The organism is Pseudooceanicola batsensis HTCC2597 (genome assembly GCF_000152725.1).
GTDB classification, from domain to species: Bacteria; Pseudomonadota; Alphaproteobacteria; order Rhodobacterales; family Rhodobacteraceae; genus Pseudooceanicola; species Pseudooceanicola batsensis.
The window spans coordinates 890031-915191 of sequence record NZ_CH724131.1 but is presented as its reverse complement, the minus strand read 5'-3'; the positions used below and the strand labels follow the sequence as shown (position 1 = coordinate 915191).

The 25161-nt window shown below is 67.3% G+C and carries 22 protein-coding genes and 4 tRNA genes; 16 read left to right on the top strand and 10 right to left on the bottom strand.

The window, feature by feature from the left end:
- Positions 1–128 precede the first annotated feature (128 nt).
- The 10 genes from OB2597_RS08390 to OB2597_RS08345 all read left to right on the top strand — a co-directional run bounded on the left by OB2597_RS08390 (position 129) and on the right by OB2597_RS08345 (position 11146).
- Positions 129–416 carry a GIY-YIG nuclease family protein gene (locus tag OB2597_RS08390; RefSeq protein WP_009805111.1) on the top strand — a complete coding sequence of 96 codons (288 nt, stop codon included), beginning with the start codon at positions 129–131 and terminating at the stop codon, positions 414–416.
- 103 nt (positions 417–519) lie between these two features.
- Positions 520–1980 (top strand): dihydropyrimidinase, encoded by a 1461-nt coding sequence (hydA, locus tag OB2597_RS08385; protein WP_009805110.1) that lies wholly within the window; start codon positions 520–522, stop codon positions 1978–1980.
- 15 nt (positions 1981–1995) lie between these two features.
- A complete protein-coding gene (locus OB2597_RS08380; RefSeq protein ID WP_009805109.1) occupies positions 1996–2763 on the top strand; it encodes an ABC transporter ATP-binding protein in 768 nt (255 codons plus the stop codon).
- 36 nt (positions 2764–2799) lie between these two features.
- A complete protein-coding gene (locus OB2597_RS08375) occupies positions 2800–3717 on the top strand; it encodes an ABC transporter permease (RefSeq protein WP_009805108.1) in 918 nt (305 codons plus the stop codon).
- Between the two features lie 70 nt (positions 3718–3787).
- A complete protein-coding gene (locus tag OB2597_RS08370) occupies positions 3788–4633 on the top strand; it encodes an ABC transporter permease (protein ID WP_009805107.1) in 846 nt (281 codons plus the stop codon).
- Between the two features lie 18 nt (positions 4634–4651).
- A complete protein-coding gene (locus tag OB2597_RS08365) occupies positions 4652–5647 on the top strand; it encodes an ABC transporter substrate-binding protein (RefSeq protein ID WP_009805106.1) in 996 nt (331 codons plus the stop codon).
- Positions 5648–6069: 422 nt separating this feature from the next.
- Complete coding sequence (lon, locus tag OB2597_RS08360; protein WP_009805105.1) at positions 6070–8484, top strand: endopeptidase La; 2415 nt, start codon at positions 6070–6072, stop codon at positions 8482–8484.
- A 210-nt stretch (positions 8485–8694) separates the two neighbouring features.
- On the top strand, positions 8695–9072 hold the full coding sequence (locus tag OB2597_RS22140) for an HU family DNA-binding protein (protein WP_009805104.1): 378 nt from the start codon (positions 8695–8697) through the stop codon (positions 9070–9072).
- 19 nt (positions 9073–9091) lie between these two features.
- Positions 9092–9166: transfer RNA gene (locus OB2597_RS08350), tRNA-Val, on the top strand.
- 231 nt (positions 9167–9397) lie between these two features.
- Entirely contained in the window at positions 9398–11146 is a 1749-nt protein-coding gene (locus OB2597_RS08345) for a sugar phosphorylase (protein ID WP_009805103.1), read from the top strand.
- Between the two features lie 356 nt (positions 11147–11502).
- Here OB2597_RS08345 and OB2597_RS08340 read toward each other — a convergent pair whose 3' ends face one another.
- Together OB2597_RS08340 and OB2597_RS08335 are read right to left on the bottom strand one after the other, a co-directional pair.
- Complete coding sequence (locus OB2597_RS08340; RefSeq protein ID WP_009805102.1) at positions 11503–12723, bottom strand: glycosyltransferase family protein; 1221 nt, start codon at positions 12721–12723, stop codon at positions 11503–11505.
- An 11-nt stretch (positions 12724–12734) separates the two neighbouring features.
- Entirely contained in the window at positions 12735–13517 is a 783-nt protein-coding gene (locus tag OB2597_RS08335) for an HAD-IIB family hydrolase (RefSeq protein WP_009805101.1), read from the bottom strand.
- Positions 13518–13563: 46 nt separating this feature from the next.
- Here OB2597_RS08335 and OB2597_RS08330 point away from each other — a divergent pair.
- Positions 13564–13639 (top strand) — tRNA-Val (locus OB2597_RS08330).
- A gap of 20 nt (positions 13640–13659) precedes the next feature.
- On the opposite strand, the gene OB2597_RS08325 is transcribed toward OB2597_RS08330, so the two are convergent.
- Positions 13660–14892 (bottom strand): lytic murein transglycosylase, encoded by a 1233-nt coding sequence (locus OB2597_RS08325; protein WP_009805100.1) that lies wholly within the window; start codon positions 14890–14892, stop codon positions 13660–13662.
- A gap of 150 nt (positions 14893–15042) precedes the next feature.
- Here OB2597_RS08325 and OB2597_RS08320 point away from each other — a divergent pair.
- Positions 15043–15119 (top strand) — tRNA-Asp (locus tag OB2597_RS08320).
- A gap of 117 nt (positions 15120–15236) precedes the next feature.
- Positions 15237–15313, top strand: a tRNA-Asp gene (locus OB2597_RS08315).
- A 29-nt stretch (positions 15314–15342) separates the two neighbouring features.
- Here OB2597_RS08315 and OB2597_RS08310 read toward each other — a convergent pair.
- Positions 15343–16098 (bottom strand): hypothetical protein, encoded by a 756-nt coding sequence (locus OB2597_RS08310; protein ID WP_009805099.1) that lies wholly within the window; start codon positions 16096–16098, stop codon positions 15343–15345.
- Between the two features lie 97 nt (positions 16099–16195).
- Here OB2597_RS08310 and OB2597_RS08305 point away from each other — a divergent pair, with 97 nt between their 5' ends.
- A complete protein-coding gene (locus OB2597_RS08305; protein ID WP_009805098.1) occupies positions 16196–17074 on the top strand; it encodes a glycosyltransferase family 2 protein in 879 nt (292 codons plus the stop codon).
- Between the two features lie 3 nt (positions 17075–17077).
- On the opposite strand, the gene OB2597_RS08300 is transcribed toward OB2597_RS08305, so the two are convergent.
- From OB2597_RS08300 to OB2597_RS08290, 3 genes are all read right to left on the bottom strand, one after another.
- A complete protein-coding gene (locus OB2597_RS08300; protein ID WP_009805097.1) occupies positions 17078–17932 on the bottom strand; it encodes an alpha/beta fold hydrolase in 855 nt (284 codons plus the stop codon).
- The gene (locus OB2597_RS08295) at positions 17929–19299 is read right to left on the bottom strand and encodes a M20/M25/M40 family metallo-hydrolase (protein WP_009805096.1); all 1371 of its coding nucleotides are present in this window, start codon (positions 19297–19299) and stop codon (positions 17929–17931) included. The genes OB2597_RS08300 and OB2597_RS08295 overlap by 4 nt, the downstream gene beginning before the upstream one ends.
- A 610-nt stretch (positions 19300–19909) precedes the next feature.
- Entirely contained in the window at positions 19910–20629 is a 720-nt protein-coding gene (locus tag OB2597_RS08290; RefSeq protein WP_009805095.1) for an endonuclease/exonuclease/phosphatase family protein, read from the bottom strand.
- A gap of 38 nt (positions 20630–20667) precedes the next feature.
- Here OB2597_RS08290 and OB2597_RS08285 point away from each other — a divergent pair, with 38 nt between their 5' ends.
- Positions 20668–21303: a hypothetical protein gene (locus OB2597_RS08285; protein ID WP_009805094.1), complete on the top strand. Its 636-nt coding sequence runs from the start codon at positions 20668–20670 to the stop codon at positions 21301–21303.
- A 39-nt stretch (positions 21304–21342) separates the two neighbouring features.
- The gene (locus OB2597_RS08280) at positions 21343–22266 is read left to right on the top strand and encodes a DMT family transporter (RefSeq protein WP_050759269.1); all 924 of its coding nucleotides are present in this window, start codon (positions 21343–21345) and stop codon (positions 22264–22266) included.
- 45 nt (positions 22267–22311) lie between these two features.
- On the opposite strand, the gene OB2597_RS08275 is transcribed toward OB2597_RS08280, so the two are convergent.
- The 3 genes from OB2597_RS08275 to OB2597_RS08265 are packed head-to-tail and all read right to left on the bottom strand — an operon-like array spanning position 22312 to position 25140.
- A complete protein-coding gene (locus tag OB2597_RS08275; protein ID WP_009805092.1) occupies positions 22312–23718 on the bottom strand; it encodes a protein adenylyltransferase SelO in 1407 nt (468 codons plus the stop codon).
- A 40-nt stretch (positions 23719–23758) separates the two neighbouring features.
- Positions 23759–24205 carry a GNAT family N-acetyltransferase gene (locus tag OB2597_RS08270; protein ID WP_009805091.1) on the bottom strand — a complete coding sequence of 149 codons (447 nt, stop codon included), beginning with the start codon at positions 24203–24205 and terminating at the stop codon, positions 23759–23761.
- Entirely contained in the window at positions 24202–25140 is a 939-nt protein-coding gene (locus OB2597_RS08265; protein WP_009805090.1) for a nucleoside hydrolase, read from the bottom strand. Before OB2597_RS08265 ends, OB2597_RS08270 begins: the two co-directional genes overlap by 4 nt.
- Positions 25141–25161 lie beyond the last annotated feature (21 nt).

The following is a 25161-nucleotide window of genomic DNA, read 5'->3' as shown; positions in this document are numbered from 1 at the left end:
GCCGGGACCCCGCCGTGTTGCGGGACATCACCGGGTTCCCGAACCTCGGAGGGACCCCGGCACAGGGCCGGGGCAGGGGCGCGCGGTGCGTTCAGGTTCCGTTAATCACTCTGCGGTGAACTGGGTACATGACCGCCTGCGTCTATATCCTGGCGTCGCGTCCGCATGGCGCGATCTACATCGGATGCACCGCCGATCTGCGACGGCGCGTGGCGCAGCACCGGGCAGGCGCTGTGAAGGCGCATACCCGGATCTACGGCATCCACACGCTGGTCTGGTTCGAGACGCATGGCGATCTGGCCGAGGCGCGCCTGCGGGAGCGCAGGCTGAAACGGTGGCGCCGGCGGTGGAAGGACGCGCTGATCGGGGAACACAACCCGCACTGGCAGGACATCACGGCATTCATTCCGGACTGACGGAATGCGTCCCGGCCCCGCGCCGGGACCTTGCGGGATTGACAACATACAAGCGGCCCCGGCGCAGGGCCGGGACACGTCGCGAAAACAGGAGAGACAGGGGATGAGCAAGGTCATCAAGGGCGGCACGGTCGTCACGGCGGACCGCCAGTGGAAGGCGGACGTGCTGATCGAGGGCGAGCGGATCGCCCAGATCGGCGAGAACCTGAAGGGCGACGAGGTGATCGACGCCTCGGACGCTTATGTCATCCCCGGCGGGATCGATCCGCACACGCATCTGGAGATGCCCTTCATGGGCACCACCGCCGCCGAGACCTTCGAGACCGGGACCTGGGCGGCGGCCTGTGGCGGGACGACGATGCTGATCGACTTCTGCCTGCCGGGCGAGGACGGAAGCATCAGGAACGCGATCGAGGAATGGCACCGCAAGTCCGCGCCGCAGATCTGTTCCGACATCGGCTATCACATGGCGGTCACCGGCTGGAACGAGAAGATCTTCGACGAGATGAAGGACGCGGTCGATGCCGGCGTGAACTCGTTCAAGCACTTCATGGCCTACAAGGGCGCGCTGATGGTCGAGGATGACGAGATGTTCGCCTCGTTCTCGCGCTGCAAGGAGCTGGGGGCGCTGCCCATGGTCCATGCCGAGAACGGCGACCTGGTGGACCTGATGCAGAAGAAGTTCCTGGCCGAGGGCAAGACGGGCCCCGAATGGCACGCGCGCTCCCGTCCGCCGGAATTCGAGGGCGAGGCCGCGAACCGCGCCATCACCATCGCCGATGCGGCGGGCGTGCCTCTCTACATCGTGCATGTCTCGTGCGAGCAGGCGCACGAGGCGATCCGCCGGGCACGGCAGAAGGGGATGCGCGTCTATGGCGAGCCGCTGGCGCAGTTCCTGACGCTGGACGAGGAGGAGTACCTGTCCGAGGACTGGCTGCATTCGGCCTGCCGCGTGATGTCGCCGCCCTTCCGGGGGAAGGAGCACCAGGACGGTCTCTGGGCCGGGCTGCAGGCGGGCTCGCTTCAGGTGGTGGCGACCGACCATGCCGCCTTCTCGTCCGAGCAGAAGCGGATGGGGGTCGGCGACTTCACCAAGATCCCGAACGGAACGAACGGTCTGGAAGAGCGTCTCGGCGTGCTCTGGACCCGCGGGGTCGAGACCGGGCGGCTGACGCCCGAGGAATTCGTCGCCGTGACCTCGACCAATATCGCGAAAATCCTGAACATGTATCCGCAGAAGGGCGCGCTGGTGCCCGGGGCGGATGCGGACGTGGTGGTCTGGGACCCGTCGATCACCGGCACGATCAGTGCCTCGAACCACCATTCCATCCTCGATTACAACGTCTTCGAGGGCTACGAGGTGACCGCGCAGCCCCGCTACACCCTTTCGCGCGGCGAGGTGATCTGGGCCTGGGGCCAGAACTCCCAGCCGCAGCCGGGCCGCGGCCGCTTCGTGCCGCGCAAGCCCTTCGCCTCGGCGCACAAGGCGCTGTCGAAGTGGAAGGAACTGAACTCGCCGCGCTCGGTCGAGCGGGACCCGATGAACATTCCGGCGGGGATCTGAGTGAGCGATCTAGCTGTGATCCAGGCCAAGGGCCTCGATCTGACCTTCCAGACGAACGACGGCGCCGTGCAGGCGCTCAAGGGCGTGGACCTCGACATCAACCGGGGCGACTTCGTCTCGTTCATCGGTCCCTCGGGCTGCGGCAAGACGACCTTCCTGCGCTGCGTCGCGGCGCTGGAGACTCCGACCGGCGGGTCCCTGACCGTCAACGGCATGTCCCCCGAGGAGGCGCGGCAGGCGCGGGCCTATGGCTACGTGTTCCAGGCGGCGGGGCTTTATCCGTGGCGGACCATCGCCGGCAACATACGGCTGCCGCTGGAGATCATGGGCTTTTCGAAGGCCGAACAGAATGAGCGGGTCGAAAAGGTGCTGGAGCTTGTCGACCTCGCGGGGTTCGGCGGCAAGTTTCCCTGGCAGCTCTCGGGCGGGATGCAGCAGCGTGCCTCGATCGCGCGGGCGCTGTCCTTCGACGCCGACATCCTGCTGATGGACGAACCCTTCGGTGCGCTGGACGAGATCGTGCGCGATCACCTGAACGAGGAATTGCTGAAGCTCTGGGAGCGGACCGGAAAGACCATCGGTTTCGTCACCCATTCCATCCCCGAGGCGGTCTATCTCTCGACCCGGATCGTGGTGATGAGCCCGCGTCCGGGACGGATCACCGACGTGATCGAGAGCCCGCTGCCGAAGGAGCGGCCGCTGGATATCCGCGACACGCCGGAATTCCTCGAGGTGGCACACCGCGTGCGCGAAGGGCTGCGGGCGGGACATGCCTATGACTGAGCGGGACGGGTTCACCATCGGGCGGAGGACGCGCGCATGAGGTCGCTTCTGCCCGTCCTGACCGTGGTGGCCGCGATCCTGGCCTTCTGGTACGTCGCCTGCATTCCGATGAACATTCATTTCGCAGCCATGCAGGCGGAACGGGCGGGGGTGCCGGTGACGCCCGAGGGCATGGCCCCCCGGCGCGAGATGGGGGCCATCCCGCTCGCCGCGCGCAATCCGCATATCTGGGCCGAGACCTGGGTGCAGGACAAGCCGCGCCTGCCCGCACCGCACCAGGTGGCGATCGAACTGTGGCAGACCACGGTCGAGAAGAAGGTGACCTCGAAGCGGTCGCTGGTGTTTCACGGCTGGGTGACGCTTTCGGCGACGCTCGTGGGGTTCGGGATCGGCGCGGTGGCCGGCGTGCTTCTGGCCGTCGGGATCGTGCACAGCCGGGCGATGGACATGAGCGTCATGCCCTGGGCCATCGCCTCGCAGACGATCCCGATCCTGGCCATCGCGCCGATGATCATCGTGGTGCTGAACTCGGTCGGCGTGCAGGGGCTGGTGCCCAAGGCGATCATCTCGGCCTATCTGTCGTTCTTCCCGGTGGTGGTCGGTATGGTCAAGGGGCTGCGCTCGCCCACGCCGATGGACCTCGACCTCATGCGGACCTGGAACGCCTCGCGGGACCAGACGTTCCGGAAGCTGCGGCTGCCGGCCTCGGTGCCCTATCTCTTCGCCTCGCTCAAGATCGGCATCGCCGCGTCTCTGGTCGGAGCCATCGTCGGAGAGCTGCCGACAGGCGCCGCGCGCGGCCTCGGAGCGCGGCTGCTGTCGGGGAGCTATTACGGCCAGACGGTGCAGATCTGGTCGGCCCTCTTCGCGACGGCGATCCTGGCGGCGGTCCTGGTGGCGGCGATCGCGGCCATGGAACGGGCGACGCTGAAACGGATGGGGGTGGGGCGGTGACCGGGCCCGGTGCAGGACACCCGACCGTGGAGACGGAATCCCGGTGCGCAGCGGCGGGGAGGATGCTTCCATGCCGCTGGTGATCGCCGCCTTCGTACTCTGGGCCGCCGCGTGGTGGCTGAACATCCGCATCGCCAACGGACCGGCCGCCGGCTCTCAGGCCGCGAAGCTGGGGGTCCCGGCGATCTTCGGCCTGACGCTGCTGGCCATGTGGGAACTGATCGTGCGCGGGCTCGACCTGCCGATGGTGATCCTGCCCGCGCCCTCGATGATCGCCGAGCGGTTCGCCGCCAGCCTGCCGATCCTGTGGCAGGATTTCGTGCAGACGGTGGTGAAGGGCGCGCTGTCGGGCTACGTGATCGGTTGTCTCGCGGCGTTCGGAACGGCCATTCTGGTGGACCGGTGGGATTTCCTGCGCCGGGGGCTGATGCCCGTGGGCAGTTTCGTCGCCGCGCTGCCGATCGTGGGCACGGCGCCGATCCTCGTCATGTGGTACGGGTTCGACTGGCAGTCCAAGGCGGCGGTCGTCGTGGTGATGGTCTTCTTCCCGGTGCTGGTGAACATCACCGCCGGTCTGCAGGAGACCACGCAGATGCAGCGCGACCAGATGAAGACATGGGCGGCAAGCTACTGGCAGGGCTTCTGGAAACTGCGCCTGCCGGCGGCGATGCCCTTCGTCTTCAACGGGCTGAAAATTTCATCGACGCTGGCGCTGATCGGGGCGATCGTGGCCGAATTCTTCGGCTCGCCGATTGTCGGGATGGGCTTTCGCATTTCAATATCGGTGGGACAGCTGGCGCTGGACATGGTCTGGGCGGAAATCGTCGTGGCCGCCATCGCCGGGTCTGCCTTCTACGGTATCGTGGCCTTCATCGAACGCAAGGTCACGTTCTGGCACCCCTCTCAACGAGGGTAACTACAGGGAGTATAAATAATGAAACATGCATTGCTGGGCGCCGCGCTGGCGTCGCTGACACTCGGATCGGCCGCCGCCGCGCAGGACGAGGTGACGTTGCAGTTGAAATGGGTCACGCAGGCCCAGTTCGCGGGCTACTACGTCGCGCAGGACAAGGGGTTCTACGACGAGGCCGGGCTCGACGTGACGATCAAGCCGGGCGGACCGGACATCGCGCCCGAACAAGTGATCGCGGCCGGCGGCGCCGATGTCATCGTGACCTGGATGGCCGCCGGTCTCGCCGCGCGGGAACGCGGGGTGCCGCTGGTGAACATCGCGCAGCCCTTCAAGTCTGGCGGGCTGCAGGTCAACTGCCTCAAGTCCACGGGCGTTGAATCGCCCGAGGATTTCCCCGGCAAGACCATGGGCGTCTGGTTCTTCGGCAACGAATATCCCTTCTATGCCTGGATGGCCTCGCTCGGGATCGAGACCGACGGCGCGGACGAGAACGGCGTCACGGTGATCAAGCAGGCGTTTTCCGCAGATCCGCTGATCCAGGGGCAGGCGGACTGCATCTCGACCATGACTTACAACGAATACCGCCAGATCCTGCAGGCCGGTATCGGCGAGGACGAGCTGGTGACCTTCAACTATCTCGAGGAAGGCTTCGGCATGCTCGAGGACGGGCTCTACGTGCTCGAGGACGATCTCGAGGATCCGGAGTTCAAGGACAAGATGGTACGGTTCGTCGCGGCCTCGATGAAGGGCTGGAAATATGCCGAGGAGAACCCCGAGGAAGCGGCCGAGATCGTGCTCGACAATGACGAGACCGGGGCACAGACGCTCGATCACCAGGTCTACATGGTCCGCGAGGTCGCCAAGCTGACCGCCGGCACCGACGGCGCGCTGGACCCGGCGGATTACGACCAGACCGTCTCGACCCTGCTGTCGGCCGTCTCGCCCGACAATCCCGCGATCACCAAGGAGCCCGAGGGCGCCTGGACGCACGAGATCACGGACGAGGCCCTGAACTGATCCCCGACCGGTCCCGACCGGAATTCGACACACGAGGAAGCGGCGCGTCGCATGGCGCGCCGTTTTCCGTTCTCCAGAACGCCCTCATCCCCGGCCCCGATCCGGGCAACTCGTTACGACGGGGCCGTTCCGGTGCGGGGAGATCGGGTCGAGCCCGAGGATGAGGTTGCGCGGATGGGGCCGGCGCCGGGCGCGTGGACGGGGCCGGGGCCCGGGGGCGCAACGCTCTTTCCACAGGGTTGTGCACTGTTTTCGGCGAATCGCGTTCATATCGCGCTTGTGCGGGCGGGGGCTGAAAGGCAGACTGTGCGGCAAGCGGTTGAATCCGAGAACAGGCACCCCAGATTCAACATACGTGAACAGGAAAGCCCGCGCGCTGCCATATCTGGGGCCGGGGGCTTTGCCCAGATTAAGGATAGAGCATGCAAGAGCCTCTCAACCCTTCGTACCCCGTCCTGCCTCTGCGCGACATCGTGGTCTTTCCCCACATGGTCGTGCCGCTCTTCGTCGGCCGCGAGAAGTCCGTCAAGGCGCTGGAAGAGGTCATGTCGGAGGACAAGCAGATCCTGCTGTCCAGTCAGATCGACCCGGCCGAGGACGATCCCCAGACCGACGGCATCTATGACGCCGGCGTGCTGGCGAATGTCCTGCAGCTGCTGAAACTGCCCGATGGCACCGTGAAGGTGCTGGTCGAGGGCACGGCGCGGGTGCAGATCCTGGACTTCGTCGACAACCCCGATTTCTTCGAGGCCAAGGCCGAGTACCTGAACGAGGTCGCCGGCGACGCCGAGACGGTCGAGGCGCTGCTGCGCACGGTCGGCGAGGAATTCGAACGCTACGCCAAGGTCAAGAAGAACATCCCCGAAGAGGCGCTGAGCGCCGTGTCCCAGACGATGGAGCCGGCCAAGCTTGCCGATCTGGTCGCCGGGCATCTCGGGATCGAGGTGCAGCAGAAGCAGGAGCTTCTGGAAACGCTGTCGGTCAGCGAGCGCCTCGAGAAGGTCTATGGCCTGATGCAAGGCGAAATGAGCGTTCTGCAGGTCGAGAAGAAGATCAAGACCCGCGTGAAGTCGCAGATGGAGCGGACGCAGCGCGAGTATTACCTGAACGAACAGATGAAGGCGATCCAGAAGGAGCTGGGTGACGGCGAGGACGGCGAGGGCGAAATCGCCGAGCTGGAGAACCGCATCGCCGAGACCAAGCTGTCGAAGGAAGCGCGCGAGAAGGCCGAGGGCGAGCTGAAGAAGCTCAAGAACATGTCGCCCATGTCCGCCGAGGCGACGGTCGTGCGCAACTATCTCGACTGGATGCTGTCGATCCCGTGGGGCACCAAGTCGCGCGTCAAGAAGAACCTCGGCAATGCCGAACAGGTTCTGGACGCCGACCACTACGGGCTGGAGAAGGTCAAGGAGCGGATCGTCGAATATCTCGCCGTGCAGCAGCGCTCGAAGAAGCTGAAGGGGCCGATCATGTGCCTCGTCGGCCCTCCGGGCGTCGGCAAGACCTCGCTCGGCAAGTCGGTGGCGCGTGCCACGGGCCGTGAGTTCATCCGCATCAGCCTCGGCGGCGTGCGGGACGAGTCCGAGATCCGGGGCCATCGCCGGACCTATATCGGCTCCATGCCCGGCAAGATCATCCAGGCGCTGAAGAAGGCCAAGACCACGAACCCGCTCATCCTGCTCGACGAGATCGACAAGATGGGGCAGGACTTCCGTGGCGACCCGGCCTCGGCCATGCTCGAAGTGCTCGACCCGGAACAGAACGGCACCTTCGTGGACCATTATCTCGAGGTGGAATACGACCTCTCGAACGTGATGTTCCTGACCACGGCGAACTCCTACAACATGCCCGGGCCGCTGCTTGACCGGATGGAGATCATTCCGCTGGCGGGCTATACCGAGGACGAGAAGCTCGAGATCGCCAAGCGGCACCTGCTGCCCAAGCAGATCAAGAACCACGGCCTGCGCAAGGGCGAGTTCGAGATCGGCGACGAGGCGATGACCGAGATGATCCGCCGCTACACCCGCGAGGCGGGGGTGCGGAACCTCGAGCGCGAGCTGGGCAAGATCGCCCGCAAGGCGGTCACCAAGATCATCAAGGGCGAGGAACAGTCGGTTTCCGTCACGGCCGAGAACGTCGACGATTATCTCGGCGTCAAGAAGTTCCGCTATGGCCTGGCCGAGAAGGAAGACCAGATCGGCGTGGTCACCGGACTGGCCTATACCTCGGTCGGCGGCGACCTGTTGCAGATCGAGGCGCTGCGCCTGCCGGGCAAGGGCCGGATGAAGACCACCGGGAAACTGGGCGACGTGATGAAGGAATCCATCGACGCCGCGTCCTCCTACGTGCGGTCCGTCGCGCCCGAGATCGGGGTCAAGCCGCCGCGCTTCGACACGATGGACATCCACGTCCACGTGCCGGACGGGGCGACGCCCAAGGACGGGCCCTCGGCCGGTCTGGCCATGGTCACGGCGATCGTGTCGGTGCTGACGCAGATCCCCGTGCGCAAGGACATCGCCATGACCGGCGAGGTCACGCTGCGGGGCAATGCCTCGGCCATCGGCGGGCTCAAGGAGAAACTCCTCGCGGCGCTGCGGGGCGGCATCAAGACGGTGCTGATCCCCGAGGAGAACGAGAAGGACCTGGCCGACATTCCGGACAACGTGAAGGAGGGGCTGGAGATCATCCCCGTCACCCATGTCCGCGATGTGCTGAAACTGGCGCTGGTGCGTCAGCCCGAAGCGATCGACTGGGACGAGGAGGCCGCCGCCGCGGCCGCCATGGCCCGCGCCGCACAGATGCCGGCGGGCGCGGAGCAGAGTTCCACCGCGCACTGACCGCCTTTTCGCTGACAGACACGCTGCTCCGCCACACCCGGCGGGGCAGTTTTCGTTTCTAGGTGCGCGGCAGGCGGACCGGGCCTCCTGCGACGTCGCGATCGCCCAACTTCTGATCCGAGGGCCATGCCGCGTGTGCCGGCCGGGGGCGAAACTGGCCAGATCGGGCGAAGTCCGCTAGGGTCCGGAAAAGTCCGAGGCGAGCGAGACATGGCGAGCAGGAAATCCGATTCTCCCGAAGCGTCGAGTGCCGCCGACCTTGCGGCGCCGCCGCTGAACCCGGCCGGGAGGCCCGAACCCGAGGTACCGGACGACTTCCGGATGAAGGACCTGCTGGCGGCGGTGACCGATGCGGGCGGCCTGAAGCGCTCGAAGGTGCGCGCGGTGACCGAAGAGGTGCTGCGCCAGCTTGGCGTGGCTTTGGGGCAGGGGCGCGCGGTGTCGCTGCCCGGCCTCGGCAAGATCAAGACCAAGCGCGCGAAGACGGTCGGCGGCCGGCGCGTGCTCGAACTGCGGGTGCGGCAGGATGCCGGCACGGCCGAACCGGCGAAAGGCCGTGCGGACGGGGTTGCAGAGGGCGGCGACTGAGGCTAAAGAACCGGCCTACGGGTGATTAGCTCAGTGGTAGAGCGCTTCGTTCACATCGAAGATGTCAGGAGTTCGAATCTCTTATCACCCACCATTCCCCCACCTTGTCCTGGCCCGCGCGCGCTTCATGGCGATGCGGTGTCGATGGGTCTGACCATTCTGCGCCGAGCCGGTTCGCCCGGCGACGTTCCGTCGGCGCGGGGGTGCGGTTTGCAGTCTCGGCGCGCAGAAATCAGCAACATGCCTCCGCAGGCCGGTAAACCCGGGCAATTGCCTTGCCTCCCCTCCGGCGATCTGGAATCTGAAGGAAAAGCCCCGAGGACAAATGCTCGACATCGATGCAACCTTTCGCGCCCGGCTGCTGACGCTGATCGGACAGATCTATCCCGACCACGACGGCGAAGACCTGGGGCAGCGGATCATCGACGCCTTCTGGCCCGAGGGCACCGCCAGCCGTAAGCGCGGGCGCGTGCCGGGAAACCGGCAGTGGTCCGAACGCGACGCGCTGGTGATCACCTACGGCAATTCCATCGTCGACGGGCAGCACAAGCCGCTGGACCTGCTGCGCGATTTCCTCCACCGCGAGATGGCGGGCGTGGTGAACGGCGTGCATATCCTGCCGTTCTTTCCCTATACATCGGATGACGGCTTTGCGGTGACGGACTACCGGGCGGTGAATCCCGTGCTGGGGGACTGGGCGGATATCCAGCGCATCGGCTCCGAGTTCCTGCTGATGTCCGACCTGGTCCTGAATCACGTCTCGTCCCAGTCGAAATGGTTCAGCGCCTATCTGCAGGGGCACGAACCCTACGACCGGTTCTTCTTCGAAGCCTCGCCCGAGGACGACCTGTCCGATGTGGTGCGGCCCCGGACCCATCCCCTCTTGCGCGAGGTCGAGACATCGCGCGGTCCGCGCCATGTCTGGTGTACCTTCAGCCACGACCAGATCGACCTGAATTTTGCCAATCCCGAGGTGCTGCTCGAATTCCTGCGGGTGATGCGGCTGCATGTGGACAACGGCGTGCGCATCCTGCGGCTGGATGCGGTGGCCTTCATCTGGAAGGAGATCGGGACCAAGTCGATCCACATGCCGCAGACCCATGCCATCGTGCGGCTGATGCGGCTGCTGGCGGATTTCGCCACGGAACCGATCATTCTGCTCACCGAGACCAATGTGCCGAACCGGGAGAACCTGAGCTATTTCGGCAACCGGAACGAGGCCCATGCCGTCTACAACTTTTCCCTGCCGCCGCTGGTGCTGCATGCGATGATGGCGGGAACGGCGGAAAAGCTGATCCGCTGGCAAGGGGCGATGCCGCCCGCGCAGCTGGGCTGCGCCTATCTGAACTTCACCGCCAGCCACGACGGCGTGGGGATGCGCCCGGCCGAGGGGATCCTGTCGCCCGAAGACACGGCGGCGGTGATCGAGACGGTGCGCGCCTTCGGCGGGAAGGTCTCGATGCGGGCCCTGCCGGGGGGCGGGGAATCGCCCTACGAGCTGAACATCACCTGGTTCGATGCCATGAAGGGCACCATGGCGGGCGGCGAGGACGATCTTCAGATCCCGCGGTTCCTGGCCTCGCAGACGCTGGTCATGGCTCTGGAGGGGATCCCTGCCTTCTACATCCACAGCCTGCTGGCGACGCCGAACGATTACGACGGGGTGGAGAAGTCCGGGCATAACCGCGCCATCAACCGGCACAGGTGGGACTATGGGTTGCTGCAGGACCGGCTGCGCGACCCGGCGACGCCGCAGCATGTCGTTCTGGAAGAGATGAAGCGCCGGATCGACATCCGCCGGCGCCAGCGCGGGTTCCATCCCAACGCCACGCAGTTCACGCTGCAGCTGGACCGGAGGATCTTCGGTCTCTGGCGGCAGAGCCTGGACCGGGACCAGTCGATCTTTGCGCTGCACAATGTCTCGGCGGATGCGCTGGACATCGACCCGTTCGCGATCAACCTGATCGAGGGCGAGGACTGGGTGGACCTGATCTCGGGGGACAGGATCGACCCGGCGGAAACGGGCATCCGTTTCGCCCCCTACCAGTGCCGCTGGATCACCAACCGGGCGTGACCAGATTGCGCGCCTGCGGCGCACGCGATCATTGGCCGACCCTCCTGCGGAGGGCCGGCGGTGCCTCCGGCGGGGATATTTTTCCGACCAAAGAAGTGGGGCGGGGCGGCGGTCGGAAGGCGAGTGTCAGGTTCAGTCGGGGACAGGTGGCGGGTCGGCGTGCGGGGCTGCGGAGTACAGGGGAGGTATGCGTGCCCGCATCGACCGGTTGGCGGGCGCTACCGGGGAGTGGTGGGCGAGAGGTCCGGCATCGGGGGCGCCAGCGGTAGCCTCTGCCGGGCTCGATCGGCTGTGCGGGTCGTCCCCCGCCCTCGGACGGGAGCTGGCGACAGGGCCGGGCGGCCGGGGCGATCCGCTCAGCCGTAGTCCTTGAGATCCGCCGCGACGGCCTTGAGCATGTCGGTCATCAGCGAACTGTCGGCGGCATGCACCCGGCTCCAGGTCGGGATGAAGGGTGTCTCGGAAGGATTGTCGAGAAAGACGCGGCCGGCCTCCATGATGTTCTCGGCGAAGAGTTCGGCGGTCATTTCCTCGGTGTGACGGTCGACCTTGAGGCCGTTCATCACCGCGTCGTTGTAATAGGCCTCGAGCAGGTCCAGCGCCGCGCGGTAATAGGTGGCCTTGAGCGTGCGGAAGACCTCTTCGTTGAAGACCGTGCCGTCGGCGGCGAGCTTGCGGAAGATCGCCTTGCAGATGTCGATGGACATGCGGCTGAGGCCGGTCGACTTGTCCTCGGCCGAGAGGTCCTGGTGCTTGTGGTCGTAGTGATCCGCGATCTCGACCTGGCAGACGGATTTCGGCGCGAGGTTGCGCCAGGCCTCGGAGAGGACGCCGATCTCGAGCCCCCAGTCCGAGGGGATGCGGAGGTTGTGCAGAACGGCGGTTCTGAGGGCCATCTCGCCCGAGAGCGGGTAGCGGAAGGCGCGCAGGTAGTCGATGTAGTCGCGGTCGCCGATCACCTTCTTCATCGCGATCAGCAGGGGCGAGACCAGCATCCGCGCCACCCGGCCGTTGATCCGTTCATGGCCGACGCGGGCGTAATAGCCCTTGGCCACCTGGTAGGGAAAGTTCGGGTTGACCACCGGGTAGAGCAGCCGCGCCAGCATGTCCCGGTCGTAGGTGACGATGTCGCAGTCGTGGATCGCCACCACCTCGCTGTCGGCGCAGGCCAGCAGGAAACCGATGCAGCCCCAGACGTTCTTGCCCTTTCCGGGCTCGGAGGGCGCGAGGCCGAGGGTTTCGAGCCGGTCCTCGATCGCCTTCATGCGGGGACTGTCGTTCCAGATCACCACGTGGTTCTGCGGCAGGACCGAGAAGAATTCGCGCGCGTGGCGGTACTGGGCCTCGTCGGCGCGGTCGAGCCCGATGACGATGCGATGGATATAGGGGACCTGCGAGAGTTCCTCGAGGATGCGGGGCAGCGCTTCGCCCTCGAGCTCGGAATAGAGCGAGGGCAGGATGAGCGATATCTTGCGGGTGGCGGAATAGCTGACCAGTTCGTAGGTCAGGTCCTCGGTGGTGCGTGTGCGCAGGTTGTGGATCGTGGCGATATTGCCGTTCTGATGAAAATCCGCCACGGATCGTCCCCCTATGTGCGTGCCAGTTCCGAAACTAGCCTGAGGACGGTTTCGTTCCAACCGCCGGGGCCCGGTTTTTCGCTGCGGCGGATGCGACCTGCCCGTTCTCCCGTCAGAACGGGCATGGGTGTGCCGTCGGGATTGGAAATGATGATGCCGTGATCGGCCTGTTCCAGCATCTCGATGTCGTTGGGCGCGTCGCCGAGCGCGATGGTCACCGGGGCGCCGTAGCGTCCGGCGATCTCGTCCATCCGGTCGGCCTTGGTGCCGCCGAGGGAGAGGGTGAGGAACCGTCCCCCGCGCCGGGCCCGGACGCCCTGGGCGCGCAGGGCATCGACGAAGGTGTCGAGCGCGGCGCTGTCGCCGGAGAAGAGCCCCGGTTCGGAAAAGGCGCGCCTGCGGGCGAGGGTGGCGGAGGCGGCGGGGAGGCCGGTGATCTCGGCGACCTGGACGTCGGTCATGTCGCCGAAGCCGCGGAAGCGCGCCCGAAGGTTGGGCGGCAGGCCCTCCAGCGCCTCGCGCAGGCGGGCATAGTCGTCGCCGGCGGCATCGGCATCGGCGTGGGGCTCGAGTATGCCCGCACCGTTCTCGATGATGGCCGGGCAGTGCTGCAGGCGCATCTCGGCGCGCAGCGGCGCGATTTCGGCGGCGGTCTTGGACGAGGCGAGAACCACCGGGATCCCCTGCGCGCGCAGGCGCGACAGGGCGGGCAGGGCGGCGGCCCAGCCATAATCGTGGTGGTCCAGCAGCGTGCCGTCGAGATCGCTGAAGACGATATACGCGGGGTCGGTCATATGCCTCTTGCGGGGGGACCCGTGCGTTTGCTAAGGCGACCCGCACGGGTGATTAGCTCAGTTGGTAGAGCGCTTCGTTTACACCGAAGATGTCGGGAGTTCGAGTCTCTCATCACCCACCATCCCTTGCATCGCGGTGTGATCATTTCAAGGCGGCGGCCATCGACGGGGTCGGGAAGCAGGTGGCGCGACGGCCGGTGTTCTCCTGCCAGCGGCCGATGGCGCGGCGGGTGCGGAAACCGGGCAGGCCGTCGATGCCGCCGGTATCGAGGCCCATCCGTTCCAGGGCGCGCTGGATGGTGGCGATGTCGGAACGGGTCATCCGGCCGACGGCGCCCCAGGGGGCGTCGAAGTCGCCCGAGCCGAAGGCGATGCGGTCGCCGACATGGCCCACGAAGAGCGCGTAGAGGTCGCTCATGTTGTAGTCCTTCAGCACGTAGAAATTCGGCGTCACGAGGAAGGCCGGGCCGTGGCGGCCGGCGGGCATCAGCAGATAGCCCTCGCCGGCCCGTTCGTGCCCGGGAAAGGGGCGGCCCGAGACGCGGCGGATGCCGAGGGCCTCCCATTCTGCGATCGGGCGGCCCCGGTCGGGGCCTTCCCGCGCGCAGGAGACGGAGGCGGGGACCGTGACCTCGAATCCCCAGTCCCGGCCGGAGACCCAGCCGTGCCGCGCGAGGTAGTTCGCGATCGAGGCGATGGTGTCCGCCTCGGACCGCCAGATGTCGGCATGGCCGTCGCCGTTTCCGTCCGCGGCGTATTTCATGAAACTGCTGGGCATGAACTGCGGCTGGCCGAGCGCGCCGGCCGCGCTGGTCTTCATCGCGGCGCTCGGGGCGTGGCCGGCCTGGGCGATCTGCAGGGCGGCGATGAGTTCATCGGTGAAATAGGCGGCGCGCCTTCCCATGAAGCCGAGGGTGCCGAGCGTCCGAAAGGCGTCATGCGGGATCGCCGCGCGGCCATACCCGCTCTCGCGGCCCCAGATCGCCAGGATGATGCGGCCGGGCACGCCGGTGGCGCGTTCGGCGCGGGTCAGGGCGGCGGCGTGCCGGCGGGCCATCTGCCGGCCGACCGAGGTCGCGCCATCGAGAGCGCCGCGGCGGAAATACCGGGCGGGCGCGCCGAATTCCGACTGGCGCTGAAGCGTCGGCACGTCCGCGTCGCTGCCCGGCGGGCGCAGGTCGGGCAGGGACCAGTCCAGCCGGGTGGAGGCGAAGGCGCGGTCGAACGTGGCGCGGCTGACCGCACGGGCGCGGGCGCGCGGCCAGACGGTGGTTTCCAGCCAGGCGCGGAACTGCGTCTCCACCTCGGCGCGGGATTGCGAGAGCGCCCCGGCGGGGGTCAGCATCAACACGAAAAGCAGCAGGCGCAGGAGCATCGGGCCTCCGGTCGGGCAGGGTCGGGCACAGGATAGCGCGGGGGATGCGGGGATGGCCACAGGGCGCCCCGGCGGGATCGGCGGTTGCGGCGGGTTTTCCCGCTTGACGCGGTCGCGTCCTGATCCTAAGAGGTCCGCCACGGCAGCCGCGCGGTTGTAGCTCAGTTGGTTAGAGTGCCGGCCTGTCACGCCGGAGGTCGCGGGTTCGAGCCCCGTCAACCGCGCCACTGCCCTGAACAGGCGTCCCTTCGGGGGCGCCTTTGTTTTTGCGCGGCCAGCGGGCGCCGGAGGGACGATTTCCCACTTGACGGCCCGGAGGGCATGGCCTATCCCGCCCCTCACGCGCGGTTGTAGCTCAGTTGGTTAGAGTGCCGGCCTGTCACGCCGGAGGTCGCGGGTTCGAGCCCCGTCAACCGCGCCATTCACCCCCTCGCAGATCACCTTGTCGCGTCAGTAGACGTAGCCCAGCCGCGCCTCCAGGGCGTCGTCGAGCTGGGCGCGCAGGAATTCGAGATCGCGGTCCGACATCGCCCCGGGCGTCTCGGGGCGCGGCGTCGGGCCGGTCGAGGGATTGAAGCGGTTGCCGAGGCGGGCGCGGACCTCTTTCAGCTTCCCCTGTCTTTTCAGTTCGAACCTGTCCGCCAGCCAGTTCAGCGCGGCCTCGGGGTCGGCCAGCACCGCCTCCATCCGCATGATGGCCACGTCTCCGCCGCGCTCCAGCATGGAGAGGTGCGACTCGAGCTTGGCGCGGCGCAGCGCGAAGAGGTTGGAAAAGGGGCGGCCGGTCAGCGGGTGCCGGTCGAACTGCAACTCGGCGCCGACGGCGTCGAGCTCGGGGTGGATCGTCTCGAAATCGCTGATCCGGTCGACCCTGGCCCGCCAGGTCGCGCGGATGAAATCGGAAAAGCTCAGGTGCTGCATCAGGGGATGCGCATGCCAGGGCCGCTTGTGCATCGACAGCGCCCAGTCGCGGGCGTCGCGGATGCAGACCACGGTCAGCAGGTTGTCGGGCACCGCCAGCATCCGGGGAAATCCGTGCTTCCACCCGAGCGCCTCGGTCCGGAAGATGTCGATGTTGGAGTCGATCAGCTTGCGCAGGATGTTCGTCCCCGAGCCGCGTTCGCCGATCACCTGGTACATGGCGGGCGGGACAGCGCGGACCCGAAGGGCATGGCGTCCGGTTTCGGCAAAACTGTCGGGGAGCATGGCGTCCTCGGTTGCGGTCCGTCCCGTTTTACGATTCTCCTGTGGCGGGAAACAAGCGGACATTCCCCCAAGGGGCGACCGAGACAGAGGCTTATCCATGCAATCCACCGCCTGCGCGATCACCATGGTGCGCGACGATCTCTTCTTCCTGCGGATCTGGCTGGACTACTACGGGCGGATGCTGGGGCCCGCGAACTGCTATGTCGTCAATCACGGCCGGGGCGAGGGTGTCGCGACCATGGCGCGCAAGGCCAATGTCATCGGGATCCCGGGCGAGCATCACCGGAACTTCGATGCCAAGCGCTGGCGGCTGCTGAACGGGCTGGTCGCGGGGCTGCGGTCCTATTACGACCACGTGATCGTCGGCGACGTGGACGAGATCGTCGCGGTCGATCCGCAGACCGGCAAGAACCTTCTGCAATTCCTGTCCGGGCGCCGGGCGAACCGGGTGTTCACGCCCCTCGGCCTCGAGGTGATCCACCGGATCGACCGCGAGGCGGACCCGGTGAGCGACCGCGTGCTGGGGCCGCGTCGGCATGTCCGGCTGGCGCCGCATTATTCGAAACCCTGTGTCGTCTCGACCGCGACCAAGATCGCGCGGGGCGGGCATTACACCCAGTACGACACGCTCAACGCGCCGGACAATCTCTACCTCTTCCACCTGAAATTCTGCGACTTCCCCGCCTATGCCGAGGCGATGGACCGGCGCAACGCGGTGACCGAGGCGGTCGGCGTCGAGAGCGTCTCGGAGGCGGCGATCGGACGGCACTGGTTTGCCGAGGCGCGGGGGGACGACCGGGCGCTCTTCGAGGCCTTCGCCGATCTGCCCATGGCCGAAGGGTTCGACATGAAACCCTATCGCCGGGAGATGGCCGAGAGCTTCGGACCCCGCGGCGATACGGGCTTCTACGAATTCGACCGGGTGGAGCGCGACCTGCAGTTCGTCCTGCCCGAGCGGTTCACGGGGCTCTTCTGACGCTCAGGCGGCGTGATCGGCGATGAAGCCTTGCAGCGCATCCGCGGTCGCGTCGGGCGCGGTGTCGGGAAAGAAATGCCCGCCGGGGATCGGCGTGGCGCGGGGCGTGCCCTCGCAGCGGTCGGCCCATGTCGCGGGCACGTCGTACTGTCGCCCCATGACCCCGTCGGCGCCCCACAGGACATGGGTCGGGCAGAGGATGCGGCGGTCGAGGTCGGCGGCGTCGAGATCGACATCCAGGGTGGCGCCGGCGCGATAGTCGTTGCACATGCCGCGGATCGTGTCAGGATCGCGCCAGGCCGTGCGGTAGAGCTCAAGCTGACCGGCATCGAAATCGCCCGCATCCGCCGCGCCCCAACCCATCAGGCAGCCGTCGAAAAAGGCGTCCGGGTCGGCGCCGATCATACGTTCCGGCATCGGTTCGGGCTGGGCGAGGAAGAACCAGTGGTAATAGGCCAGCGCCGTCTCGCGCCGCAGCCGGGTCAGCAGCAGGTGCGTCGGGATGATGTCGAGAAGCTGGAGTGTGGCGATCCGGTCCCCGTGGTCCAGCGCCATGCGATGCGCGGTGCGGCCGCCCCGGTCATGACCGAGGTGGGTCATGAGCGCGGCCATGTCGTTGCCCATCTCGCGGAACGTGTAGTCTGCCACCCCGTCCGGTTTCGAACTCTCGCCGTAGCCGCGCAGGTCGGCGGCGACGACCCGGTGCTCGCGGGCCAGCGCCGCACCGATCCGGGACCAGAGCGCGCGGGTCTGCGGGAAGCCGTGCAACAGCAGCACCGGCGCGCCGTCTCCGCCGGCGGACCAGGCGATCCGCTGACCGTTGACCGGGGCGGTGCCGCTGTCGAAGCCCGGGATCATGTCAGGGCGTCGAGGATGCGCGCCCAGCTCCGGATGCCGTGGTGGAAGGACGAGAGGTCGTATTTCTCGTTCGGGGAATGGATCTGGTCATCGTCCTTGCCGAAGCCGATCAGCATCGCGTCGGTATCCAGAATGGTCTTGAAATAGCCCGCGATCGGGATCGACCCGCCGCAGCCGATATAGGCGGCCGGGTTGGGCCATTCGTCGGACAGGGCCTTGCGCGCGGCCTCGAAGGCGGGATTGTCGATCTCCATCTGGCCGGCGGGGCTGGCGCCGTGGCCGTGGAACTCGACCTCGCAATCCTCGGGAAGCTGGGAACTGACATAGTCGCGGAAGCTTTCGCGGATGGCGTGCGGGTCCTGTTGCCCGACGAGGCGGAAGCTGATCTTGGCGCTGGCCTTCGAGGGCAGGACCGTCTTGAACCCGTCGCCGGTATAGCCGCCCTGGATGCCGTTGACCTCGCAGGTGGGGCGGGACCAGATCATCTCGAGCGGGGTGCGGTCCTGTTCCCCGGCCGGAACGGAGAGCCCGACATCGCCCAGGAAGGCGGCATGGTCGAAGTTCAGCCCCTGCCACTGCGCGCGCATCTCGTCCGAGAGCTCGGGCACGCCGTCGTAAAAGCCCGGCACGGTGATGCGGCCGGTCTCGTCATGCAGGCCGGCGATGATGTTCGACAGCACCCGGATCGGGTTCATCGCGGGGCCGCCGTACATGCCGGAATGCAGGTCCTTGGTGGCGGCGGTGATCGTCACCTCCTCGCCCAGCAGGCCGCGCAGCATGGTGACGATGGCGGGGGTCTTCGCGTCGAAGAGGCCGGTGTCGCAGATCAGCGCGATGTCGGTCTTCAGTTCGTCGGCGTTCTCTTTCATGAAGGGGATCAGCGAGGGCGAGCCGCTTTCCTCCTCGCCCTCGAGGAAGAATGTGATCCTGCAGGGCAGCTGGCCGTTCTCGGCGATCCAGGCACGGCAGGCCTCGATGAAGGTCATGAGCTGACCCTTGTCGTCGCAGGCGCCGCGGCCGCGGATGACCTTGCCCTCGGGCGTGTCCTCGACCTGCGGGTCGAAGGGGTCGCGGTCCCATAGCTCGAGCGGATCCACCGGCTGCACGTCGTAGTGACCGTAGAAGAGCAGATGCGGGCCGCCGTCGCCGATGTGACCGACCACCATGGGATGGCCTGTAGTGGGGCGCTTTTCGGCGGTGGCGCCAAGAGAGGCCAGATCCTCGACGAGCCAATCGGCGGCGCGGTCGCAATCGGCCTTGTAGGCCGGATCGGTCGAGATCGAGGGGATTCGCAGCAGGTCGCGCAGGCGGTCGGTCGCGGCGTCGAGATCGGTGTCGATGCGGGAGAGGACGGCGTCGAGTGTCATGGATGGCTCCTGTTCTTTCGGTGGAGCCTATCAGCGGGCGGGTCGGTGTCCAGTGCGCGCGTCGGCCGGGGCGAGGAGCGGACGGGCGCCATGGTCCTGTCGCACCGGAGGTGTGCGATCAACGGGAAAGAGGGGGCGCTGCCCCCTGTCGCACCGGAGGTGCGCGATCAAGGGGAAAGAGGGGGCGCTGCTCCCTGTCGCACCGGAGGTGCGCGATCAAGGGGAAAGAGGGGGCGCTGCCCCCTCTTGAGCCTGCGGCTCAATTCACCCCCGGGATATTTTCCGGACCAAAGAAGGGGGGGGCGGCCGGGATGGGGCCCTGCCGTCGCGTGCTGGGCCGTCTGTGTTCTTCATATTGTGGGCTGTCGGGAGCCGGGCGGTTTCGGCGCAGGGGGGGCGGTCCTCGCAGAATGAGCGTTTCTCTTTTTTTTGGAGAACGGTCTGAACCTGTCGCATGGACCGGCGGGCGGAGCCGGTTCGGGCGGTGGGCGTCGGGTCTCCGGGATCGTGGTCGGCGGCGAGGGTGGGGTGGCCGAAGGTTTCTCGAGCCAAGGCGAGGACCGGGCGGCGATGCGTGCGCGGGGGCGCTCGGCCGGCGTCGTGCCTCGGGTCAGCACTCCTGTCCGCCGGTGAGGGTGAGCAAGAGGGGCAGGTGATCGGAGGCGATGCGGGCCGGTTGGGCGAGGTGGACCCGGGGCGGGTGCAGGGCCCGGAGGTCGCGTGAGAGGGCGAAGCGGTCGAGCGCCCCGACCGGGCGCAGGGCCGGGTAGCTGGGCGGGCTGTCGAGGAAGTCGAGCCCGTCGAGCACGTGGTCGAGCACGGCGATCCTGCCCCATTCGTTGATGTCGCCGGCCAGCAGCGTGGGCATCCGGGGGCGCCGTTCGAGATGGGTGGCGACGGCGTGGAGCTGCCCGAGCCGGTCACGGCGGCGCAGGCCGAGGTGGACGCCGATGATCCGGAGGGGGCCGATCGCGGTGGCCAGTTCGGCCTCGATCGCGCCGCGGGGCTCGAGGCCGGGCAGGTGGACCCGGTCGATCCTGTCGGCCTCGATGCCGGGGCGGACGAGCATCGCATTGCCGTGCCAGCCGACCGAGGAGCCGCCCGGGCCGAGCCGGCCGAAGGGCAGCACCGTCCATCCCGCCGCCTCGGCCATTTCGCGCGGGAGAGCGGCGGGCCGGGGCGGGAGGCGCTTGTCGACCTCCTGCAGCACCGCGATCTCGGCCCCGGTGTCGCGCAGCACCTCGAGACTGCGGCCCGGGTCGCGGCGAAAGTCCATGCCGACGCATTTCTGCAGGTTCCAGGTTGCGATGGTGAGCGAAGGCGTTTTCATTGGGCAAGGATTCAGTCCCGCGAGAGGAATGTCACCCCGTGTTCCGCGACCAGAGCCTTTTGACGCGCCTGATCTGGCTGGCGCTGATCTTTGCGGCGGCAGAGGCGCTGATCACCTGGCGTCTGTCGCTGGCCTTCATCGCGCTCGCCACGCTGGCGCTGTCGCTGGTGCCGGTGCTGATCGCCAGATGGGCCGAGATCCGGGTGCCGCCGAGCTTCATGCTCGCCGTGGTGGCCTTTGTCGGGGGCACGATCTTTCTGGGCGAGGTCTTCGATTTCTACTACCGGTTCTGGTGGTGGGACATTGCCATGCACGGCGGATCGGCCATCGGCTTCGGACTGATCGGTTTCGTCCTCGTCTTCATGATGTTCCAGGGCGACCGGTTCGCGGCGCCGCCCTCGGCCATCGCCTTTTTCGCCTATTGCTTCGCCCTGGCCATCGGGGCGATGTGGGAGGTGTTCGAATTCGCCATGGACCAGTCCTTCGGATTCAACATGCAGAAATCGGGCCTGAGGGACACGATGAGCGACCTGATCGTGGACATGGCGGGCGCGCTGGTCGGCGCGGGGGTGGGCTATGCCTACCTGCGGGGCCGTGCGCTCGGCGGGCTGACGGGGATGATCGACGAATTCGTTGCGCGCAATCCCCGGTTCTTCCGAAAGCGGCGCAAATAGCGATTGACGCCGGCGTATGGCGGGCATGGGATGCGCGCCATGAGAAAAGACCATCTCGATCCGGCGGGATTCGCCGCGCTTGTGCTGTTCACCACCGTCCTCGCGGGCAATCAGATCGTCATGAAGCTGACCAACGCCGGCCTGTCGCCGATCTTCCAGGCGGGTCTCCGGTCGCTCCTGGCCTGCCTCGTGGTCCTGGCCTGGGTGCGGGTGCGGGGACTCGGCCTCGGGCCGTTCAGGCGGAATTTCTGGCCGGGGCTCGCGCTGGGGCTGTTCTTCTCGATCGAATTCGCCGCGCTCTACACTGCGCTGGACATGACGAGCGTCTCGCGGGCCTCGATCATCTTCTACACGATGCCCATGCACCTGAGCCTGGCGGCGCATTTCCTGATCCCAGGGGAACGGCTGACGCCGCAGAAGGTGGCCGGTCTCGTCTGTGCCTTCGCGGGGGTCGTGATCGTGCTGGCGGACCGCTCAGGCGGCGAGGCGAGCCTGCTGGGAGACGTGCTTGCGCTGGTCGGGGCCCTGGGCTGGGCGGCCATCGCGCTGACGGTGCGGATCACCCGGATATCCGAGGCGCCGCCCGAGGCGCAGCAGATATGGCAGCTGTCGGTCTCGGCGGTGGTCTTTCTGGCCATTGCGCCGCTGTTCGGCCCGGTGCTGCGGGATCCCGGACCGGAGCACATCTGGCTGATGGCCTACCAGGTGCTGCTGGTGGCGAGCCTGGGGTTTCTCGCCTGGTTCTATCTGCTCAAGCGCTACCCGGCCGCGACCGTGGCGAGCTTTTCCTTCCTGACGCCGGTCCTGGCGGTGTTCATGGGCTGGGCGCTGCTGGACGAGACGCTGCGCTGGTCCGTGCTGCTGTCGCTGACCCTGGTCTCGGTCGGGATCGTGCTGATCAACCGCAAGCCGCGCGCCCGGGGGAACGGGCGGGCGCGCGCGGCGGCGACGCCGCCGACGTGAGGCCATTTCGCCCGGTCGCTCCGGATCGGTGCTGGATGAGAAACGTCAGGTGCCACAGAAGGTTGCGGTGACAACCTGATCCTGCGTGGGAGGTTTGGTGAAGGAGGTGTCCGCGGGCGCCTGGTAGGGCGTGGCCAGGGTGGACATCAACCGTTCGAACGGGTCCAGGTCGCCCGCAACCGCGGATTGTATCATCTCTTCTACCAGGTGGTTGCGGGGGATGACCGCCGGATTGCTGCGCGCCATGAGATCCGGCGCACCGGGTTCGTCGGCAAGCCGGTCGTGCCAGCGTGCGGTCCAGTCGAGGAAGGCCGCGCGGTCGGCGATCTGGTCGCGGGCGTCATCCGTGAGCAGGGCGCGGAAGGTATTCGTGAAATCCGAGCCGCCCGCCTGCATCAGCGACAGCAGTTCCTCGATCAGGGCGTGGTCCTCGGCTCGCGGCCGGGCGATGCCGATCTTGGCGGCGAATGCCCGGAGCCGGTCGGCCTCGATCAGGTCGGGCATGGCGTGGACGGCGTCGGTGAAGGGGGCGATGGCGGCATCGGGATCGGGCATGAGCGGCAGCAGCGCGGAGGCGAGTTTGGCCATGTTCCAGGGCAGGACTTTGGACTGATTGTCAAAGGCATAGCGGCCGTATTGATCAATCGAGCTGAAGACGGTTTGCGGATGATAGCCATCCATGAAGGCGCAGGGGCCGTAGTCGATCGTCTCGCCGCTGATGCTGGTGTTGTCGGTGTTCATCACGCCGTGGATGAAGCCGATGCCCAGCCACTGCGCGACCAGCGACGATTGCCGCCGGATCACCCCGTTCAGGAAGGCCAGCGGGTCGGACGCGGCCGGGTCGTGGCGTTCGACGGCATAGTCGAACAGCGCCTGGAGCGACTCGGTGTCGCCGCGCGCCGCGAAATACTCGAAATGGCCGACCCGCAGATGGCTTGTCGCGACGCGTGTCAGGATCGCGCCGGGCAGGCGGGTCTCTCTCTGGATCGTCTCGCCGGTGGAGACGGCGGCCAGCGCGCGTGTGGTGGGGATGCCGAGCGCATGCATCGCCTCGCTCACCACGTATTCGCGCAGGACGGGCCCCAGCCAGGCGCGGCCGTCGCCGGCGCGGGAATAGGGCGTGAGGCCCGAGCCCTTGAGCTGGATGTCGCGGCGCGTGCCGGCGCGGTCGACCACCTCGCCCAGCAGCAGTGCGCGCCCGTCGCCGAGCGACGGCGAAAAGCCGCCGAACTGGTGTCCGGCATAGGCCTGGGCGAGCGGCTCGGCCCCCCGGGGCAGCGCGTTTCCGGCGAAGGCGGCAGGGTCGGGCGTGCCCGCGATGCCCAGCTCATCCGCGAGGGCGGCGTTCCAGGCGAGCAGCGCGGGCGCCTTGACCGGTGTCGGATCGACACGCGAGTAGAGCGCCGCGGGCAGTCGGACATAGCTGTTGTCGAAGGGGATATGCAGGGTCATGGACCACAGATAGGGCCCCCGGGGCCGGTGATCCAGTGGCTCAGAACAGCCGCGTCATCAGCGTGTACCGATCGCGCGGGGCGAAGCCCTGCCGGCGATAGAGCGACATGACCTTTTCGTCGGTGCGGTCGACCTCGAGATGGAGCGCGCGCAGCCCGCTGTCGGCCAGGGTCTTGGGCAGCGTCTCCATGACCTCGGTGGCAATGCCGCGGCCCCGGACGCCGGGACGGATGTAGATCTCGTCGAGGAACCCGTCCATGCCGCCGAACTCGACCGACCAGCCGAAGGAGATGATGACATAGCCGATCGGGGCCCGCGTCGGGCCGATGATCCAGACGGCACCGTAGGGCGAGCCTTCGAGCAGGGGCGTCAGGGCGCGTTCCCGGTGGTCCTCGGACAGGTCGAGCCCGTACTCGGCGTGAAAGGCGCCGACCAGCGGCATCAGTTTCGACAGATCGTCGACAGAGGCGAGATGCAGGGCGGTCACAGGCGGGCCAGCCGTTCGGTCAGCAGATCGAAATAGCCCTGCGCGTCGAGGCCGCCCATGAAGAGCGCGTTCTTCGGCCGGTCGGTCACGCCCCACCAGTCGGCCACGGTCATGCCCATCGTCAGCTCGGACTGCGTCTCGATCTCGACATTGACGTGGCGGCCGGAGAAGAGCTCGGGCCGGATCAGATAGGCGGTGACGCAGGGATCGTGGAGCGGCGCGCCGTCCGAGCCGTATTTCTCCTTGTCGAAACGTTCGAAGAAGTCGGTCATCTCGGCCACGGCGATCCCGACCCGGCTGCCGATGGCGCGGAAGGAGTCGTTCCTGTCGGGTGTGACCAGCGCCTTGTGCGTCACGTCGAGCGGCATGACCACGAGGGGCACACCGGCCGCGAAGACCTCGCTCGCGGCGGCGGGGTCCACGTAGATGTTGAATTCGGCGGTCGGGGTGATGTTGCCCACCTCGAAATAGGCCCCGCCCATCAGGACGATTTCCTGCACCCTTTCAACGATGTCGGGCGCGCGCCGGAAGGCGGTGGCGATATTCGTCAGCGGCCCCAGCGGGCACAGCGTCACGGTGCCGGCCGGCTCGGTGCGCAGCGTGTCGATGATGAAGTCGACCGCGTGCCCGTCCTGCAGCGGCATGGTCGGGTCGGGCAGTTCCGGGCCGTTCAGCCCGGTCTGGCCGTGCACATGCTCGGCCGTGACGAGCGCGCGGTCCAGCGGGCGGTCGCAGCCGGCGAAGACCTTCGTCTCGGGCTTGCGGGCCAGTTCGCAGATGATCCGGGCATTCTTCGCCGTCAGCTCCAGGGGCACGTTGCCGGCGACGGCGGTGATGCCCAGGATCTCGATCTCGGCGGGGCTGGCGAGGGCCAGCAGGATGGCCACGGCATCGTCCTGGCCGGGGTCGGTGTCGATGATGATGCGGCGCGGCATGGCTCCCCCTGTTCGCTGGCC

What these genes read in the sequence shown, in the direction of transcription:
- OB2597_RS08325 (WP_009805100.1), bottom strand. Translation starts at nt 14,892, where the DNA reads ATGCTCCTGCGCCTGCTGCTTTTCGTGTTGATGCTGACCCCCGCCGGG.
- OB2597_RS08335 (WP_009805101.1), bottom strand. Translation starts at nt 13,517, where the DNA reads ATGACCGACCCCGCGTATATCGTCTTCAGCGATCTCGACGGCACGCTG.
- OB2597_RS08365 (WP_009805106.1), top strand. Translation starts at nt 4,652, where the DNA reads ATGAAACATGCATTGCTGGGCGCCGCGCTGGCGTCGCTGACACTCGGA.
- OB2597_RS22140 (WP_009805104.1), top strand. Translation starts at nt 8,695, where the DNA reads ATGGCGAGCAGGAAATCCGATTCTCCCGAAGCGTCGAGTGCCGCCGAC.
- OB2597_RS08265 (WP_009805090.1), bottom strand. Translation starts at nt 25,140, where the DNA reads ATGCCGCGCCGCATCATCATCGACACCGACCCCGGCCAGGACGATGCC.
- OB2597_RS08310 (WP_009805099.1), bottom strand. Translation starts at nt 16,098, where the DNA reads ATGCTCCCCGACAGTTTTGCCGAAACCGGACGCCATGCCCTTCGGGTC.
- OB2597_RS08305 (WP_009805098.1), top strand. Translation starts at nt 16,196, where the DNA reads ATGCAATCCACCGCCTGCGCGATCACCATGGTGCGCGACGATCTCTTC.
- OB2597_RS08290 (WP_009805095.1), bottom strand. Translation starts at nt 20,629, where the DNA reads ATGAAAACGCCTTCGCTCACCATCGCAACCTGGAACCTGCAGAAATGC.
- OB2597_RS08370 (WP_009805107.1), top strand. Translation starts at nt 3,788, where the DNA reads ATGCCGCTGGTGATCGCCGCCTTCGTACTCTGGGCCGCCGCGTGGTGG.
- lon (WP_009805105.1), top strand. Translation starts at nt 6,070, where the DNA reads ATGCAAGAGCCTCTCAACCCTTCGTACCCCGTCCTGCCTCTGCGCGAC.
- OB2597_RS08375 (WP_009805108.1), top strand. Translation starts at nt 2,800, where the DNA reads ATGAGGTCGCTTCTGCCCGTCCTGACCGTGGTGGCCGCGATCCTGGCC.
- OB2597_RS08275 (WP_009805092.1), bottom strand. Translation starts at nt 23,718, where the DNA reads ATGACCCTGCATATCCCCTTCGACAACAGCTATGTCCGACTGCCCGCG.
- OB2597_RS08345 (WP_009805103.1), top strand. Translation starts at nt 9,398, where the DNA reads ATGCTCGACATCGATGCAACCTTTCGCGCCCGGCTGCTGACGCTGATC.
- hydA (WP_009805110.1), top strand. Translation starts at nt 520, where the DNA reads ATGAGCAAGGTCATCAAGGGCGGCACGGTCGTCACGGCGGACCGCCAG.
- OB2597_RS08300 (WP_009805097.1), bottom strand. Translation starts at nt 17,932, where the DNA reads ATGATCCCGGGCTTCGACAGCGGCACCGCCCCGGTCAACGGTCAGCGG.
- OB2597_RS08295 (WP_009805096.1), bottom strand. Translation starts at nt 19,299, where the DNA reads ATGACACTCGACGCCGTCCTCTCCCGCATCGACACCGATCTCGACGCC.
- OB2597_RS08280 (WP_050759269.1), top strand. Translation starts at nt 21,343, where the DNA reads ATGAGAAAAGACCATCTCGATCCGGCGGGATTCGCCGCGCTTGTGCTG.
- OB2597_RS08390 (WP_009805111.1), top strand. Translation starts at nt 129, where the DNA reads ATGACCGCCTGCGTCTATATCCTGGCGTCGCGTCCGCATGGCGCGATC.